Source organism: Nitrospiraceae bacterium, from assembly GCA_035623075.1.
Classification (GTDB): Bacteria; Nitrospirota; Nitrospiria; order Nitrospirales; family Nitrospiraceae; genus DASPUC01.
The window spans coordinates 74,332-90,462 of the sequence record DASPUC010000026.1 but is presented as its reverse complement, the minus strand read 5'-3'; the positions used below and the strand labels follow the sequence as shown (position 1 = coordinate 90,462).

17 protein-coding genes are annotated in these 16,131 nt (G+C 54.0%); all 17 read left to right on the top strand.

Annotation, left to right across the window (positions count from 1 at the left end):
* Positions 1-80 precede the first annotated feature (80 nt).
* The gene (gene rpmH / locus VEI50_09030) at positions 81-218 is read left to right on the top strand and encodes a 50S ribosomal protein L34 (protein HXX75260.1); all 138 of its coding nucleotides are present in this window, start codon (positions 81-83) and stop codon (positions 216-218) included.
* Positions 219-379: 161 nt separating this feature from the next.
* Positions 380-742 carry a ribonuclease P protein component gene (rnpA, locus tag VEI50_09025; GenBank protein HXX75259.1) on the top strand — a complete coding sequence of 121 codons (363 nt, stop codon included), beginning with the start codon at positions 380-382 and terminating at the stop codon, positions 740-742.
* A gap of 1 nt (position 743) precedes the next feature.
* Positions 744-953, top strand: a complete 210-nt coding sequence (gene yidD, locus VEI50_09020; GenBank protein ID HXX75258.1) for a membrane protein insertion efficiency factor YidD — start codon at positions 744-746, stop codon at positions 951-953.
* A 36-nt stretch (positions 954-989) separates the two neighbouring features.
* Complete coding sequence (gene yidC / locus VEI50_09015; GenBank protein HXX75257.1) at positions 990-2,684, top strand: membrane protein insertase YidC; 1,695 nt, start codon at positions 990-992, stop codon at positions 2,682-2,684.
* Positions 2,685-2,749: 65 nt separating this feature from the next.
* Positions 2,750-4,168 (top strand): tRNA uridine-5-carboxymethylaminomethyl(34) synthesis GTPase MnmE, encoded by a 1,419-nt coding sequence (gene mnmE / locus VEI50_09010; protein ID HXX75256.1) that lies wholly within the window; start codon positions 2,750-2,752, stop codon positions 4,166-4,168.
* A 13-nt stretch (positions 4,169-4,181) separates the two neighbouring features.
* Positions 4,182-6,083, top strand: coding sequence for a tRNA uridine-5-carboxymethylaminomethyl(34) synthesis enzyme MnmG (gene mnmG, locus VEI50_09005; protein HXX75255.1), 1,902 nt, complete (start codon positions 4,182-4,184; stop codon positions 6,081-6,083).
* Positions 6,084-6,152: 69 nt separating this feature from the next.
* Positions 6,153-6,806, top strand: a complete 654-nt coding sequence (gene rsmG / locus VEI50_09000; protein HXX75254.1) for a 16S rRNA (guanine(527)-N(7))-methyltransferase RsmG — start codon at positions 6,153-6,155, stop codon at positions 6,804-6,806.
* 3 nt (positions 6,807-6,809) lie between these two features.
* Positions 6,810-7,649, top strand: coding sequence for a ParA family protein (locus VEI50_08995; GenBank protein HXX75253.1), 840 nt, complete (start codon positions 6,810-6,812; stop codon positions 7,647-7,649).
* Between the two features lie 40 nt (positions 7,650-7,689).
* Positions 7,690-8,475, top strand: a complete 786-nt coding sequence (locus tag VEI50_08990) for a ParB/RepB/Spo0J family partition protein (GenBank protein ID HXX75252.1) — start codon at positions 7,690-7,692, stop codon at positions 8,473-8,475.
* 167 nt (positions 8,476-8,642) lie between these two features.
* Positions 8,643-9,119 carry a polymer-forming cytoskeletal protein gene (locus VEI50_08985; GenBank protein HXX75251.1) on the top strand — a complete coding sequence of 159 codons (477 nt, stop codon included), beginning with the start codon at positions 8,643-8,645 and terminating at the stop codon, positions 9,117-9,119.
* 91 nt (positions 9,120-9,210) lie between these two features.
* On the top strand, positions 9,211-9,636 hold the full coding sequence (locus VEI50_08980) for a polymer-forming cytoskeletal protein (protein HXX75250.1): 426 nt from the start codon (positions 9,211-9,213) through the stop codon (positions 9,634-9,636).
* Positions 9,637-9,693: 57 nt separating this feature from the next.
* Complete coding sequence (gene mnmA, locus VEI50_08975; GenBank protein ID HXX75249.1) at positions 9,694-10,776, top strand: tRNA 2-thiouridine(34) synthase MnmA; 1,083 nt, start codon at positions 9,694-9,696, stop codon at positions 10,774-10,776.
* A 184-nt stretch (positions 10,777-10,960) separates the two neighbouring features.
* Positions 10,961-11,500, top strand: coding sequence for an ATP synthase F1 subunit delta (gene atpH / locus VEI50_08970; GenBank protein ID HXX75248.1), 540 nt, complete (start codon positions 10,961-10,963; stop codon positions 11,498-11,500).
* A 2-nt stretch (positions 11,501-11,502) separates the two neighbouring features.
* Complete coding sequence (atpA, locus tag VEI50_08965; protein HXX75247.1) at positions 11,503-13,020, top strand: F0F1 ATP synthase subunit alpha; 1,518 nt, start codon at positions 11,503-11,505, stop codon at positions 13,018-13,020.
* Positions 13,021-13,079: 59 nt separating this feature from the next.
* Positions 13,080-13,952 carry an ATP synthase F1 subunit gamma gene (atpG, locus tag VEI50_08960; protein ID HXX75246.1) on the top strand — a complete coding sequence of 291 codons (873 nt, stop codon included), beginning with the start codon at positions 13,080-13,082 and terminating at the stop codon, positions 13,950-13,952.
* A 93-nt stretch (positions 13,953-14,045) separates the two neighbouring features.
* Positions 14,046-15,494 carry a F0F1 ATP synthase subunit beta gene (gene atpD, locus VEI50_08955; protein ID HXX75245.1) on the top strand — a complete coding sequence of 483 codons (1,449 nt, stop codon included), beginning with the start codon at positions 14,046-14,048 and terminating at the stop codon, positions 15,492-15,494.
* A 178-nt stretch (positions 15,495-15,672) separates the two neighbouring features.
* The gene (locus VEI50_08950; protein HXX75244.1) at positions 15,673-16,095 is read left to right on the top strand and encodes a F0F1 ATP synthase subunit epsilon; all 423 of its coding nucleotides are present in this window, start codon (positions 15,673-15,675) and stop codon (positions 16,093-16,095) included.
* The last annotated feature ends 36 nt before the right edge of the window (positions 16,096-16,131 follow it).

The window sequence follows — 16,131 nt, the reverse complement described above, 5'->3', positions numbered from 1 at the left end:
AATCGCGAGTTTGACAGAGTGAGACCCCAACCCTATAATACCGCGACCGTGGATCGGATTTCGTCGCAAGGAGCTATTGCATGTCATTCACGTTTCAACAGCCTTCAAACCTAAAGAAAAAGCGCGAGCACGGGTTTCGCAAACGCATGAGCACCAAGAATGGCCGGAAGGTTTTGGCTCGGCGCCGAGCCAAAGGACGAGCGCGCCTGACCGTGTAATACGGTGTTGGAAGGCTCCGAGTACGGCCCTCAGCCTCTGTTTTCTTCCTCCCATCAGCAAGTCTCTTACAGATACAGTTGAGGCCAGGTTGTCGTCGTTGGCCTCGGATGGGCCTTGAGGGGGAGGCCTGGCGAGAGAGTCGTTCGTAAAGACACCAACGATGCCGGAGTATAAGGGCGACAAGGGCTTGTTCTTGCGGAATAGCCGCGACATCGAGTTCGTGAAACAACATGGCCGACGGATTTCGACGGCATTGTTCAACCTACTGGTGTACCGGACTGGTGTGGACGGAGGGCAAGTCGGTATTATCGTCGGCCGGAGGTTTGGGAATGCGGTTCGAAGAAATCGTGCGAAACGCATTTTTCGAGAACTGGTGAGGCAGATCCATGTGGACCTGCTGGCCGAACCAGCGGTCTTGGTCTTCCCTAAGCGTGATGCATTGACTCAACCGTTTGCGACCTTGAAAGTGGCGTGGCGCTCATCTTTTGCTCGTCACCACCTCCTTCGAACCGAAGAGGACTAGAGTGCGGCACCTCTGTGTCCGATTGCTCGTCTGTTACCGATATTGGATCTCTCCGTTGCTCGGCCCTGCGTGCCGTTTTGAGCCAACCTGCTCTGAATACGCCGGAATCGCCATCAGCCGCTATGGTGTACTGAAGGGATTTGGTCTGGCGATCTGTCGATTAGCCAAGTGTCACCCCTTTCATCCCGGAGGGGCTGATCCAGTTCGATGAAGAGGACGGAAGTTTTCGTTTAGAGCGGGGCGCGACATGGAAAAACGTGTCATCATTTTCTTGATTATCTCCTTGGCCATCATCTTCGGGTACGATTACATCCTGAAAGAACTTGGTTGGCTTCCCCAACCCCCGCCAACTCAAGATGCGTCCGAGCAGAAGCCGGCTTCTCTCCCGGAAGAACCGCGGACTCAAACCAGAGGGACTGCACGCGAAGCCAGTGAAGGCACCGCAGAAGTTGCGCGCCAACATGACGAGGGTAAGCCTTCGTCGAGTCTCTTGGAAGTCGGTCTCCCGACCAGTGAAAACACGGTCACGATTGACACCGATTTGTTCCGGGCCGAGCTAACCAATCGTGGCGGAGTCGTGAAGAGCTGGGAGTTGAAGCGCTACCATACCCCTCTCCCCGAAGCAAAGCCGGTACAGTTGGTCTATCCCGGAGGCAAGTTCCGAGGGCCCTTGTCGATCACAGTGGCGGACGTGGGCCTCGATAAGGCAATGCGAGAGGGGTTGTATTCTCTTGAACAAGATTTCACCACACTCGATGCTTCTCATCCCGTCGGACACCTGACGCTCCGGTTTCAGGATCCTAGCAAACAGCTCTCCGTTGAGAAGCAGCTGACATTCCACCATGACAGCTATATCGTCGATGTTTCTGTGAAACTCGACGGAGTTACTCAACCGTTTGATGTGGGCTTGGGGACAAACTTCGGAGTTGTCGAATGGGGAGACGGGCTCATCGGTCTGATCGGATCAGCGTCGATGGTCGACGGCAAGGTTGAGAAGGAAACTCCCGAGGCGGAACTTGAACGGAAAGGGACTGTCCAGTGGGTGGCGCTCCAAGACAAATATTTTCTCTCCGTTTTGATGCCCCGCCAAGCGACAGCAGCGGTGATTAAGAAAGAAGGTGACAAGATTGTCTCGGCTGGCATACGAACAGCTTCGCTATCGGGTGGCGCCACGGTATCACTGCAACTCTATGCAGGACCCAAAGAGTACGACACACTACGGTCGTTGAATGTGGGACTGGAAGACACCATCGATTTCGGGTGGTTTATATTTGGAAGCTGGAGTGTCGTAAAAGCGGTCGCGAAGCCGATCTTCTATGTTCTACGATTCATTAACGAGTACACCCACAACTATGGGATTACGATTATTCTTCTCACGATGGCTCTGAAACTGTTCTTTGTGCCGTTGCAGTATAAGAGCTACAAGTCAATGAAGCAGATGCAGGTGATCCAGCCAAAAGTCTTGGCGGTGCAGGAGAAGTTCAAGGATGACCGCGATCGGCTGAACAAGGAACTGATCAAGCTCTATCGAGACCACAAGGTGAACCCCGTCGGTGGCTGCCTTCCGATGGTGCTGCAGATGCCGGTGTTCGTGGCTCTCTTTAATATCCTCTACATGACGATTGATTTGCGACAGGCGCCGTTCATGCTCTGGATCACCGATCTTTCGATCCAAGATCCCTATTACGTGCTTCCGCTGATCATGGGGGCGACCATGGTTATTCAGCAGAAGATTACGCCCACCACGATGGATCCCGCACAAGCGAAGATCATGTTGATCCTTCCGGTCTTCATGACGTTTCTCTTCATCAATTTTCCAGCCGGACTCGTGCTGTACTGGCTTACCAACAATGTGTTGACGATCTTGCAGCAAGTCGTCACAGACCGATATATGTTTAGGAATAGGCCGCTGCTTCCCATGGGACCAACTCAGAGCGTATAGGAAAAGATAACTCCAAGAGAATGCATTCCCAGGGATGACAGATTTTCGGGCTGCAATGAGCCCTCATGCGTGAAGATCTCGCCGATACCATCTGTGCGATCGCAACAGCCTCCGGGGAAGGCGGGGTCGGGATCGTTCGCCTTAGCGGTCCTGATGCACTGAGTATCGCTGGTCGAGTAGTCCGGTTGCGCTCGGGTCAATCACTCGCCCACGTTTCAAGCCACATGCTCTACCTAGCAGATCTGGTGCTGCCATCAACAGTGGGTGCCAACGAGGACCACGGTCTTTCCCAAAAGGGGGTCACCTTCGACGAAGCAATGATTGTGTATATGAAGGCCCCCGGTTCATTCACGGCGGAAGATGTGGTGGAGGTCCATTCTCACGGAGGCCCCGTGGTATTGGGTCTACTCTGTGAGGCTTGTGTGTTGGCAGGAGCCCGGATGGCGGCACCGGGAGAGTTTACGAAGCGGGCCTTTCTCAACGGTCGTCTGGATCTCTCACAAGCTGAGGCGGTCCTGGATACGATTCGGGCGAAGTCCGTTATCGGACTTCGGATGGCCCAGCGCCATTTGCGCGGTGAGTTGGCGCAGAAAATTGAGGTGGCGCGGTCTGTCCTCCTCAGGGTGCTGGCCCATGTGGAAGCTGGCATTGATTTTGTCGAGGAGGATATTACATTTGTTCAGCGTGAAGAATTGGAACAGGCGATCGAAAAGGCAGCCGCAGTGATCGGGAAACTGGAGGCGACGGCACGCGACGGTCGCATGCTCCGAGAGGGGGTTCGCGTTGTCATCGTTGGCCGACCGAATGTCGGAAAATCAAGTTTGATGAACCGGCTTCTCAATCAGGAGCGGGCCATTGTCACTCCCATTCCAGGAACTACACGCGATGTGATTGAAGAGTCCATCGATCTTAACGGAATCCTCGTGCGCTTTGTCGATACGGCCGGGATCCGAGAGGCGACAGATCCCGTTGAACAAGAGGGTATTAAACGGACCCAGAGTGCCCAAGCCGACGCGGATCTGCTGTTAGTCGTCATCGATGGGCACGTTCGCCTAACCGATGAGGATAGACAGATCCTGAAGACGGTTGCGGGCTTACCCTACCTCATCGTCTTCAACAAGGGGGATCTCACTCGGGCGGTTGAAAGCTCTGATTTGCCTTCTGGCGCAGAGAGGATCGTGATTTCCGCCAAAACTGGCCTTGGTCTTGAGGAATTGAAAGTCGCCATCAGAGGGCGACTCGTGTCGCCGGGTTTTGAAGTGAACGAGGCCCTCGTCGTAACGAATGTACGCCATCGGACGGCACTGCGACGTGCGCAGGATTCGTTGACTCATGCGTCAGAGTCTGTGCGGATGCAACTTGCCGGAGAACTGGTAGCCATGGACTTACGAGTTGCTGCCGACGCGCTGGGAGAAATTACCGGCGCGATTACGACGGACGAGATTCTCGAGAAAGTTTTTGCGGAATTCTGTATCGGAAAGTAGCCAGTGAAAAGAGATGGAATGCCAGTTTGACGTTGTGGTCGTGGGTGGTGGGCATGCCGGGTGCGAGGCGGCGCTGGCCGCCGCGCGGATGGGTGTATGCACCTTGCTGCTTACGATGGATGAAGACCGAATCGCCCAAATGTCGTGTAATCCCGCGATTGGAGGTATTGCCAAAGGACACCTCGTGAAAGAAATCGACGCACTGGGTGGGGAAATGGCGCGGAATACTGACCGGGCCGGTATTCAATTTCGGTTTATTAACACGAGCAAAGGTCCGGCAGTGCGGGCTCTTCGTACCCAATGTGACAAGAAACTCTATCGACAGGCGATGCAACAGACATTGCGAAATCAGACGCACTTGACGATTGGACAGGGAACAGTGGACCGATTGTTGTACCAGTCCGGTTCTGTCATTGGTGTGGTGACAGGGGAAGGCGTGCGGGTTCAAGCAAAGGCGGTGATTCTAACTTCAGGTACTTTCCTTAAGGGTCTTATCCATATCGGGCTGAACCACTTCCCTGCCGGGCGCGCAGGCGAAGCCTCGGCCGAGCATCTGTCCGATTGCATGCGCGGTCTGGGCTTTGAGATTGGTCGGTTAAAAACCGGGACACCTCCCAGGCTAGATCGCGATACGATTGACTTCTCGGTCATGCTGCCGCAACCGGGGGATGATCCTCCTACGCCGTTTTCGTATCGAACTAAACGCATCCACAATCAGCAACGACTCTGCCATCTCACCCATACGAATCCTGCGACACATGATGTAATTCGAGACAATCTTGATCGATCGCCGCTGTACAGTGGCGTCATCGACTCGGTCGGGCCACGGTACTGTCCTTCGATCGAGGATAAGGTCGTCCGCTTTGCCTCAAAAGAGCGTCACCAAATCTTTCTCGAACCGGAAGGGTTAGACACATACGAATTTTACCCAAACGGGATCTCGACCAGTCTCCCGGTCGATGTCCAGGACGCGATTCTAAGAACGATTCCTGGACTGGAGCACGCGAAGATACTCAAGCCTGGCTATGCGATCGAGTATGACTATTTTCCGCCGCGGCAACTCCACCCGACGCTTGAAACTAAATTGCTTGAGGGGCTTTACCATGCCGGACAAATCAATGGAACGTCGGGATACGAAGAGGCGGCAGCGCAGGGAATCATGGCTGGGATCAACGCAGTTCTGAAGCTACGCGGACAGGCCCCGCTTATCCTGGACCGGTCACAGGCTTACATCGGAGTCCTGATCGACGATCTCATTACGAAGGATGCTCGGGAACCATATCGGATGTTTACCTCACGCGCGGAATATCGATTACTGCTGCGTCATGGGAATGCCGACTTGCGACTGACCGAGACCGGACGCCAGCTCGGGCTGATTCCAGAAATGGTCTATGAAAAATTTAGGCGTAAGCAGGATGCGATTGAAAAGGAAGTGGCTCGCCTCGAAGAACTGCGGCCAAAACTTAATCGGGAGATTCGGGGGCGACTCGCGGAAGTACATATCGAGGATATTTCGGGTTCATATAGCATTGCTCAGTTGTTGCGACGGCAAGGTGCAACATATGAAGGGCTTCTTGATGCACTAGAGATTTATAGAATTGAAGACATTGAAATTATTGAAGAAATTGAATTAGAGATTAAGTATTCCGGCTATATCAAGCGGCAGCTTCAACAGATCGGACGGTTTAAAAAATTGGAAACCAAGGCGATTCCCTTAACATTCGACTACGATCATGTGCCAGGCTTCTCACAGGAGGTTCGAGAGAAGTTGAAAAAGGTCCGTCCAGCGTCTGTTGGGCAAGCTTCGCGAATCTCAGGAATCACGCCAGCTGCGATTTCATTACTCCTGGTTGCGCTTAGCAGGTATCGAGAGCCATCCCGTAAAGATCTCAGCGCTCCTGCACCACCCTTCTGAAGGCCACAGAGTACATCCCTGCACTCCTTCGCCCTTGACGTGTTCTGCTGAATCACGTAATTGTTCCACGTGGAACATCAGCAAGACCTTCGCAAGTTTATGTTGGCGGGGGCCGAATCGATTGGCTTATCGCTCACGACAACTCATGTCGATCAATTCATGACATACATTGCAGAGCTGAGACGGTGGAATAAAAAAATCAACCTGACCGGCATCGACACACCAAAGGACATCATCGTCAAGCATTTTCTCGACTCACTGGCTGCGTTGAAGATCTGCAATTTTCCGCTCAAAAGCATCTTGATCGATATAGGTTCGGGGGCCGGGTTTCCAGGGATTCCACTCAAGATCCTAAGGGAGGACCTCCAATTGGTTCTGGTTGAACCAGTTCACAAGAAATCTTCATTCTTGAAATCAGTGATAGGCCTTCTTAAGTTCGCACATGTCTCCACATTTGATGGGACCATTCAGGAATATGGGAAATCACCAGATAAAACACTCGCAAACTTTCTCGTTGTCAGAGCCCTTAAGCTCAACGAAATTATGTCTTTTACGACAGAGCTGCTTGCTAAAGGAGGGCAGGTAATTTTGTATCGAACTGAGTCGATCGATTCTGCCGAAATACATAACGATTTTGCTCTCTATAAGGAGCTATCCTTCGATCTTCCGTATGAATATGGGCATCGAGTTATCTCGATTATTGAGGCGAAAAGACCTGCATGATCAGTGGGCACGCTCCTAAATGTTCCACGTGGAACATCCGCAGCAGGAACTACTCTTCTTGCTGATATGACAAAGATTATTGCCATCGCTAATCAGAAAGGTGGGGTAGGAAAAACGACCACGGCTGTCAATCTGGCTGCTGGAATCGCTCTTCAAGGAAAGCGCGTTCTGCTCGTTGATATCGATCCGCAGGCGAACGCTACAAGCGGTCTCGGCATTGACCCGCGATCCTTACAAACAACAGTCTACAACTGTCTTATAAATTACGTGAAATTTGTCGATGCCGTCCAAGCGACGGCCGTACAAGGGCTTTCCTTGTTGCCGTCAAACACTGACCTGGCCGGTGCAGAAGTTGAGCTGGTCAACGTCGAAGAACGAGAAAAGGTTCTTCGTCATTTCCTGAAGGAGGTCGAACAGCAGTTCGACTTCGTCTTTCTTGATTGCCCCCCTGCGCTTGGAATTTTAACCCTCAACGCGTTGGTTGCGGCCCAGTCGGTTCTGATTCCTGTTCAATGCGAATATTATGCGATGGAGGGATTAGGGCGACTGATGGGAAGTATCGATCGCGTTCGTCAATCGTTCAATCCAGGGCTCGAAGTCGAAGGCATTGTATTGACAATGTATGATGCGAGGAATACCTTGGCGCGGCAGGTGGCCGAGCAGGTTCGTGAATATTTTAGGGACCGCGTCTACCACACCATGATCCCACGCAATGTAACGCTGGCGGAAGCACCGAGCTACGGGCGTCCGGTTTATCTGTACAACATGGCATCAGCGGGATCTCAATCCTATCTCTCTCTAGCAAAGGAGTTTATCAGCCATGGAGAAAAAAGCGCTCGGTAGAGGACTCGATGCACTAATCCCAACATCGAAGCCTGCTCCTATGCCTGAACTGCCGGAGGTGCAGCATCTTCGAACGGATGCCATCGTTCCTAATCGCTATCAGCCTCGCCAGACGTTTTCTCCACAAGAATTGGCAGAGCTCACGGCGTCGCTAAAGCAAAGCGGTCTTCTACAACCGATTCTTGTCCGACGGAAGGGAGATGGGATGTATGAACTCATCTCTGGTGAACGACGTTGGCGTGCAGCAAAACAAGCTGGAATGGACACAATTCAGGCGATCATCAGAAACTGTACCGATGAAGAATCGATCGTGCTCGCACTCATCGAAAATTTGCAGCGGCAAGATTTAAACCCTATCGACGCAGCGAAGGCTTATCACCGCATGATGAACGAATTTGGACTCACACAGGACATTATTGCGCAGCGCGTTGGGTGTGAGCGATCATCTATTGCGAATACTGTCCGCTTACTCAATCTCCCTGTTGATGTCCAGCACCTTATTGAAGCTGGCGAACTGTCCACCGGCCACGCAAAGGTAATCCTAGGGCTCACAGATCCGGACTCACAGGTAAGGTTCGCCCAGCTTGTTGTGTCGAGAGGTCTTTCTGTGAGAGAGACAGAAAAACTCGTACAATCTTCAACACTTAGAAGAAAGCGTATGAGGGCAGAATCACGTCGATCACCCTGGTCCGACGTTGAAGAACGCCTGAGAAAACGATTGGGAACAAAAGTCACAGTTCTCAGTGGGCGCCGCGGAGGGAAAGTGATCATCCACTATTTTTCACCTCCTGAATTGGATGGGATTCTCGAAGCACTCCTCAGCTAACCCACAGACCGTCTTTACCTGCTGATCGTACTTTCACGTAGAGGCATATTTGTTGCTTGCCCCTAGTGACCAGTACGGTGTTTGCCTACACCAACCAACTTCAAACTCCACCAGGGAAGAGGTTCCGAAGAAGCCGAATCGCAGACTCGTAGGAGGCGTTTTTTATTATGTGGGGGCAGGAAAGGAAGCCGACCGACCAGGTCAACGAAGGAGAGGATAATGCCGAAGGTACGCCTGAGAAACCGGCTCAAGGGGGTCAAGATATCAGTGCCTTCGTCGGCAAGGGCGTTGAATTCAAAGGGACCATTTCGTATAGCGGGACGGTCCGAATTGACGGATATCTTGATGGAGAAATCCACACGGACGGAATTCTATTGATCGGTGAGGATGCCGTCCTTCAGGCAAAGATCACTGCAGGAACGGTTGTCTGCAAAGGAAAAGTCACAGGAGATATCGTCGTCAAGGAACAGGTCAAACTGCGCGCTCCGGCCGTAGTGAACGGTTCGGTGAAGACCCCGCTGCTCTCTATGGAGGATGGCGTCCTCTTCAACGGCAGTTTGGAGATGGCCCAACAGGTTCCTCAAACCTCGCTCCATACAGTTGGCATGATTACGCCGACCGGAGTGAAACGAGTCAACGGCTAATTGGAAGGCATGATATTTCGTAAGTGGATTCACGTATCATCAGCCATGATCCTTACGTCCAGGTGACAATCGGCGGAAGCAGGAGGGCACCATGTGGGCAATGAAGGAACGGAATCCAGAGGCCGATGAATCGAACGAGAATTTCACGCTGCTGGGGCGAGGCGTCGATTTCAAAGGCGTCGTGAGTTTCGACGGAACCGTTCGCGTAGATGGCCGAGTCGAGGGGGAAATTCATACTACTGGTACGTTGATTGTGGGCGAGCATGCCGTTATCAAGGGAGTCGTCTCGGCAGCTGTTTTGATGAATAGTGGCAAAATCAACGGGACAATCACGGCGAACGAAAAAATTCAGATCCTCAAGCCCGGTATCCTTGTCGGAGACATTCGCACTCCCATGATTGCTATCGAGGAGGGGTCGCATTTCCACGGAATGTGCGACATGGGAGCAAATCACTGGCATGATGAATTACCTGCTCCCACAGAGAGCCAGTCCTCTCTCTCGATCGCAGCACACTAACCAGCGTATACAGCCCTCTAGCCCTTCCTCCCTCCCCCCCGGTACAATAGCGCTCCTATGGCTCGCCCAACTGTATTACTTGGCATGAGCGGTGGTGTGGATAGTTCTGTTGCGGCGGCATTGCTCGTTCGCCAAGGCTACGATGTCCGCGGCGTCACTCTTCAAGTATGGGAGCATGAGGACGAAAGCGTCGCCCCCTCTAAGCGGTGGCAAGATCGGGGTTGCTGCAAGATTGGTATTGCAAAGTTTGTCGCGCAGAAACTCCAGATCCCCTACGAGGTCATCGATACAAGACAAACATTCCGCCTCGGCGTGATCGACGATTTTCTGACCGGATACCAACAGGGGATCACTCCGAATCCCTGCGTTCGCTGTAATGAGCGTGTCAAGCTTCGCAGTCTGATTGAGCTCGCACGAGAACGAGACATCGACTATGTGGCGACCGGCCACTATGTCCGTCTGGCCACTCGGAACAGTGGTCGCGTCATTCAAAAGGCTGCGGACGCCATAAAGGATCAAAGTTATTTTCTCTACCGCCTGAGTCCCGCGTGGCTCCCGCGATTACTCTTTCCCGTCGGAGAGATGCAGAAGTCAGAGGTGTGGCGGATAGCGGAAGCCCTGGACTTACCGGCTGATGAACTCAAAGAAAGCCAAGAAATTTGCTTCGTCAGTCATGGCGACTACCGGACCTTTATCGAAAAGGAAGCCCCCGCTGCGAGGAAGCCGGGACTTTTCGTCGATACCGATGGAAATCAATTAGGGAAGCACGACGGCATTGCATTCTACACACCGGGCCAGCGTCGTGGCCTGGGCCTTGCGGTCGGAGAACGCTTGTATGTTCAGAAAGTGGTATCCGAAACCAATACGGTGGTTCTCGGGAAGCAAGAAAGTCTCCTGCGTGATTCCTGCGATGTGACGGAGTTGAATCTGTTTGATCCAAGCCTGACTATAGAATCTTGTGATGTACAGGTGAAGGTCCGCTATGCCACGCCAGAAACCTCGGCGAGCCTTTTGCCCGTCAACAGCACGACTCTGCGCATCCGATTTCATCAACCCCAGCGAGCATTGAGTCCCGGACAATCCGCCGTCTTCTACGATGGCAATCACGTACTCGGTGGCGGCATCATTCAACCCTTCTAGTCTTGCAGAGTTTCTCCCCAGGATGGGATGCGAGGCAAAGCTGTTTAGTTCACTGCATTCGCGTTCCATCCTGGCTGACTTATTGACAGTTTCCACTCACCAATGCTACTTTGGCGCGCCCATTTTCGTGCCGACCGCACGAATGTTTTTCTTTTGCCCAAAGCAGAAGTAAACGGACCAGGACGTGATTAAGACAGCGGTTGCGCGCCGTTATGCACAAGCCCTCTTCGAACTCTTGGACCAATCGAGCATCGCATCAACCCGTACGGCATTGAACGGGCTTGCTGACGCCTTTAAGACCTCGGCCTCTCTCCGCCACGCCATAGCCTCGCCTGCGTTCGGCGTGGAGGACAAAATCGCAGTCCTCACGTCGCTTGGATCCCGCCTTGGATGTCCTCCAGTAGGCCAAGCGTTTCTCGGACAATTGGTCAAAAATAACCGCGTCGCCTTCCTTCCTGAAATTGCAGATGCCTTTGCCAATCTCGTTGACCAAGCCAAAGGCACGCAGCCGGTGACAGTCTCATCCGCTGCAGTCTTACCGAAAACAGAACAAGATCGAATCAGAACTCGCCTGCGCGAGGTGCTCCGGCGAGAAGTTGATGTCACGTTTCAAACCGACCAACATCATCTCGCCGGGCTTCAAATCCGTATTGGAAGCACCGTTGTGGACAGCACCATTCGCGGACGATTACAAGCCATGCAGAGTCTCTTGACGAAGGAGTAGCCATGCAGATTAAGGCAGAAGAAATCAGCGCGATCATCAAGGAAAAGATCAAAGGCTTCGAAAAGCAAACCGACGTCAAGGAAACTGGCTCAGTCATCCAAGTTGGGGACGGCATCGCAAAAGTCTATGGTCTCGACGGAGCCATGGCCGGCGAAATGCTCGAGTTCCCTGGCGGGCTCTATGGCATCACGCTGAATCTCGAAGAAGATAACGTCGGTGCCGTCTTGATGGGCGATGATGTGGGTATCAAAGAAGGCGATCCGGTCAAACGCACCGGCCGTATCGCGGAGGTTCCAGTGGGCGAAGCCCTCGTCGGTCGCGTGGTCAATGCCATTGGCCAGCCGATCGACGGCAAGGGTCCGATCAAGGCCCAACGCAGTTCTCGCATCGAAGTGGTGGCGCCTGGTGTCATCACCAGACAGTCCGTGCGCGAGCCCTTACAGACTGGCATCAAGGCCATTGATGGCATGATCCCCATCGGTCGCGGCCAGCGCGAATTGATCATCGGTGATCGTCAGACAGGCAAGACTGCCATCGCCGTCGACACGATCATCAATCAGAAGGGTCTTGGTGTCTTCTGTATCTATGTCGCGGTGGGTCAGAAGCGTTCCACAGTGGCCCGTGTGGTGAAGACCCTCGAAGAGCATCACGCGATGGACTATAGCTTGGTTGTCTCGGCCACAGCGAGCGATGCCGCACCTATGCAGTACCTTGCACCCTTCGCGGGCGCTGCGATCGGCGAATATTTCCGGGATAACGGGAAGCACGCGTTGATCGTGTACGATGACCTCTCGAAACACGCTGTGGCCTATCGGCAGCTGTCCTTGTTGCTTCGTCGGCCTCCTGGCCGGGAAGCCTTTCCCGGCGACGTGTTTTATCTGCACTCGCGGCTGCTCGAACGCGCCGCGAAGCTCAGTGACAAGCTCGGCGGAGGCAGCTTGACGGCACTACCTATTATTGAGACGCAAGCCGGTGACGTGTCGGCCTACATTCCGACTAACGTGATTTCCATCACCGACGGCCAAATCTACTTGGGCAGCGACCTGTTCTATTCAGGTATTCGTCCCGCGATCAATGTCGGGCTGTCCGTTTCGCGTGTCGGTGGGTCAGCTCAGATCAAGACCATGAAACAGGTCGCTGGGACCCTCCGGCTCGATCTCGCGCAATATCGAGAGATGGCGGCCTTTGCGCAGTTCGGTAGCGAACTCGACAAGGCGACGCAAAGGCAGCTCGCGCGGGGCGTCCGCATGGTCGAGTTGCTCAAGCAAGGACAGTATAAGCCGATGCCCGTCGCTGATCAGGTGCTCTCGATCTATGCCGGCGTCAATGGGTTTCTCGATGATGTCGAGGTCGACAAGGTACAGCAGTTCGAGGGAGATTTCCTGCGCTATGTACAACAGCACCATCCTGACCTGAAAAAAGAGATCACCGGCCTCGCGAAGATCGACGACAAGGTCAGCGGCAGATTGAAGGAAATCTTGACGACTTTCAAACAAAAGATGGGGTACGGCGCGAAGTAGCCGTAGCGCTCGCTCGTGGCAAGCTGATCGCGGAAAACTGAGAACAGACAGTCGAATCTATGCCAAGCCTGCAAAGCCTAAGACGGAAGATCGCCAGCGTTAAGAACACGCAGAAGATTACGAAGGCCATGAAGATGGTGGCCTCTGCAAAGCTGAAGCGCGCGCAGAGCCGCATCCTGGCTTTTCGTCCCTATGGGTTAAAGATGCGCGAGGTCGTGGCCAACCTCAGTCGCCGTGTGAATCGAGACCTGCACCCTCTGTTACAGAAACGTCCCATCAAGATGGTACGAGTCGTCGTGGTGACAAGCGACCGGGGGTTATGCGGCGCATTCAACGCGAATATCGTTCGCAAGGCGTTGGAGTTCATCCGCGAGTGTGAGGCTCGCGGCGTGAAAGTAGAAGTCGGCCTCGTGGGGCGCAAGGGACGGGACTTTTTCAAGCGCCGGCACTGGACAACCCATGAGCCGTACGTGGACATCTTTGACCGGTTGTCCTACGAGCACGGGATGGAGATCGCGGAGAGGGCCACTGAGGCGTATACGAAGGGCGCGTTTGACGAAGCCCACATCATCTACAATGAATTCAAGTCAGCGCTCCAACAGCGGGTCATCGTCGAGCAGATCTTCCCTATCGAATCGTTTGAGGAGGATGGGCAACTCCGTGAGGCGTTAAGCGGCAGCTACCTCTACGAGCCTGATGAACTGGAACTGCTGGACCCTTTGCTGATGAAGCACTTGCAGGCGCAGACATTCAGGATTCTCCTTGAATCGTCCGCGGCAGAGCAAGCCGCGCGGATGGCTGCGATGGATGGTGCGACGCGTAACGCGGGTGAGCTGATCAAGAGAGTCACCCTCTATTACAATAAGACACGACAAGCGGCGATCACGAAAGAGCTCATGGATATCGTAGGTGGAGCCGAGGCATTGAAATGAGACGAAAGTGCCGAAGATGAACGGTCTGAGTGTCCGGAATTAGGGTCGGTGCTCAGGAGCGGACACTTGGAAACTCTAGAAAAGGAGCATCCCGTGGCGACTGCAACAGGCAAAGTCATTCAGGTTATCGGGCCGGCGGTAGACGTGGAATTTCCCCCCGGCCATCTGCCCAATATCTACAATGCGCTCACCGTGAATCAGGAAGAGAACAAAGCCGCGGGCAAACCAGCCATCCGGATCACGCTTGAGGTCGCCCAACACCTCGGGGAAAATCGCGTGCGTGGCGTGGCCATGTCTTCAACCGATGGTCTCACACGCGGGATGGACGTGCAGGATACCGGGGCACCCATCTCTGTACCGGTGGGCCGAGAAACGCTCGGTCGCCTCATCAACGTGCTGGGCGAACCGGTCGACGAAAAGGGTCCGGTCAAGACAAAGAAAACCTATCCCATTCACCGGCCCGCCCCAAAGTTGGAAGATCAGGACACCAAGACCGAAGTGCTGGAGACCGGGATCAAAGTCGTTGACTTACTTGAGCCGTACAGCAAGGGCGGCAAGGTCGGGCTTTTCGGTGGCGCCGGTGTCGGCAAGACCGTCATCATCATGGAACTCATTAACAATATCGCCCTCCACCACGGAGGCTTTTCCGTGTTTGCGGGCGTGGGCGAGCGGACCCGCGAAGGCAACGACCTGTGGCACGAAATGCAGGAGTCGAAGGTCATCGATCCCGACGATTTCACCAAGTCGAAGGCGGCGCTCGTCTATGGCCAGATGAACGAGCCGCCGGGCGCGCGTCTCCGTGTTGGTCTTACCGGCCTTACGGTGGCGGAATATTTCCGCGACGAAGAGAATCAGGACGTGTTGCTGTTCATCGATAACATTTTCCGCTTCACGCAAGCCGGATCCGAAGTGTCCGCCTTGCTCGGACGTATGCCATCGGCGGTGGGGTATCAACCGAACCTCTCAACCGAGATGGGAGCGCTTCAGGAACGTATTACCTCGACCAAGCGTGGCTCGATTACTTCGGTGCAAGCCATCTACGTGCCAGCCGACGATTTGACCGATCCGGCGCCGGCCACCGCGTTCGCACACCTGGACGCGACCACGGTGTTGTCACGGCAGCAGGCAGAGCTGGGCATTTATCCGGCCGTTGACCCCCTCGACTCCACCTCGCGTATTCTCGACCCACAAATCCTCGGCGAGGAGCATTACAAGGTCGCTCGCGGTGTGCAGTCGACCCTGCAACGATACAAGGATCTGCAGGACATTATCGCCATTCTCGGAATGGATGAGCTCTCGGAAGACGACAAGATGGTCGTGGCCCGTGCTCGAAAAATTCAGCGCTTTCTCTCACAGCCGTTCCACGTTGCAGAAGCCTTTACCGGGACTCCGGGCAAGTATGTCAAGCTCAAGGATACGGTCAGGAGCTTCAAGGACATCCTCGAGGGGAAATACGACCACTTGCCGGAACAGGCGTTCTACATGGTGGGACCGATCGAGGAAGCGGTGGCGAAAGCGGAAAAGATGGGAGGAAAGGTTTAGAAGGCGGGATAACCGAGTGCCCTCCGTGCTCGCGCACCCCCCACGATAAGACTGTGGTCGGTGGATGCGCGCAATTGAGAGCATCTCGCTCACCCCCGCCTTTTGATGGTGAAAGAAAAAGAAGTTTGGGAAAAAAATAGACGCTCGCGTTTCACGAGGGACGTTTCACGAGGAAAGAATGGCAGGGAAGATTCTGTTAGAGGTTGTGACGCCGGAAAAACTTCTCCTGAGTCAGCAGGTGGATGAACTCATTGCACCTGGTGTGGAAGGCGAGTTCGGCGTCCTGCCAGGTCACACCTACTTTCTTTCCATGCTCAAAATCGGCGAGTTACGCTATCGAATTGGCGATCAGACCAACTTTATGTCCGTCCTGTGGGGATTTGCCGAAGTCACGCCGAAGAAGGTGACAATCCTAGCCGAGATCGCTGAGAAGGCTGAGGATATCGATGTCGAGCGTGCCGCACAAAAAGTGGCAGAGGCTGAGCAACGCCTCAAAGTGGGCGGCCTACCGTCCGATCTCAAGGAAGCTCAGATCAGCCTCGAAAAGGCCCGCCTTCGCAAAAGGATCGCCGAACGCGCCAGCAAGGCCGGGCATGCCTAGCTACTGGAAGCAAACCACACAAGTTCCCTGACCATT

Coding starts and splice junctions, on each gene's coding strand:
- rnpA (HXX75259.1), top strand. CDS start 380: ATGCCGGAGTATAAGGGCGACAAGGGCTTGTTCTTGCGGAATAGCCGC.
- mnmG (HXX75255.1), top strand. CDS start 4,182: ATGGAATGCCAGTTTGACGTTGTGGTCGTGGGTGGTGGGCATGCCGGG.
- VEI50_08950 (HXX75244.1), top strand. CDS start 15,673: ATGGCAGGGAAGATTCTGTTAGAGGTTGTGACGCCGGAAAAACTTCTC.
- rpmH (HXX75260.1), top strand. CDS start 81: ATGTCATTCACGTTTCAACAGCCTTCAAACCTAAAGAAAAAGCGCGAG.
- mnmE (HXX75256.1), top strand. CDS start 2,750: ATGCGTGAAGATCTCGCCGATACCATCTGTGCGATCGCAACAGCCTCC.
- atpG (HXX75246.1), top strand. CDS start 13,080: ATGCCAAGCCTGCAAAGCCTAAGACGGAAGATCGCCAGCGTTAAGAAC.
- yidC (HXX75257.1), top strand. CDS start 990: ATGGAAAAACGTGTCATCATTTTCTTGATTATCTCCTTGGCCATCATC.
- atpA (HXX75247.1), top strand. CDS start 11,503: ATGCAGATTAAGGCAGAAGAAATCAGCGCGATCATCAAGGAAAAGATC.
- VEI50_08985 (HXX75251.1), top strand. CDS start 8,643: ATGTGGGGGCAGGAAAGGAAGCCGACCGACCAGGTCAACGAAGGAGAG.
- VEI50_08990 (HXX75252.1), top strand. CDS start 7,690: ATGCCTGAACTGCCGGAGGTGCAGCATCTTCGAACGGATGCCATCGTT.
- mnmA (HXX75249.1), top strand. CDS start 9,694: ATGGCTCGCCCAACTGTATTACTTGGCATGAGCGGTGGTGTGGATAGT.
- VEI50_08980 (HXX75250.1), top strand. CDS start 9,211: ATGTGGGCAATGAAGGAACGGAATCCAGAGGCCGATGAATCGAACGAG.